At 65.0% G+C, this 317-nt stretch carries 1 protein-coding gene; it reads right to left on the reverse strand.

Going from position 1 to position 317, the window contains the following annotated elements; all coding sequences use genetic code 11:
- On the reverse strand, nt 1-317 hold a 317-nt coding region (locus SB816_RS30620; protein ID WP_410548067.1), incomplete at both ends, for an ABC transporter ATP-binding protein.

The following is a 317-nucleotide window of genomic DNA, read 5'->3' on the forward strand; positions in this document are numbered from 1 at the left end:
TCCGCCTTCCGGTCCGAAACGATGGCGCCGTCGCTGATTTCGATGATCCGCCCCGCGCGTCTGGCAATCGACATGTCATGGGTGACGATGATGACGGTGCGGCCTTCGGCATGCAGCTCGTCGAGAATACGCAACACCTCATCGCCGCTCGCGCTGTCGAGCGCGCCGGTCGGTTCATCGGCAAGGATGACCTCGGCATCGTTCATCAGGGCGCGGGCGATGGAGACACGCTGCTGCTGGCCGCCGGAAAGCTGGCCGGGCCGGTGATCGAGGCGTTCCGTCATGCCAAGGCGGCCAAGAAGCCTTGCGGCATTGCT

The organism is Achromobacter sp. SIMBA_011, from assembly GCF_046535435.1.
Classification (GTDB): domain Bacteria; phylum Pseudomonadota; class Gammaproteobacteria; order Burkholderiales; family Burkholderiaceae_B; genus Achromobacter; species Achromobacter dolens.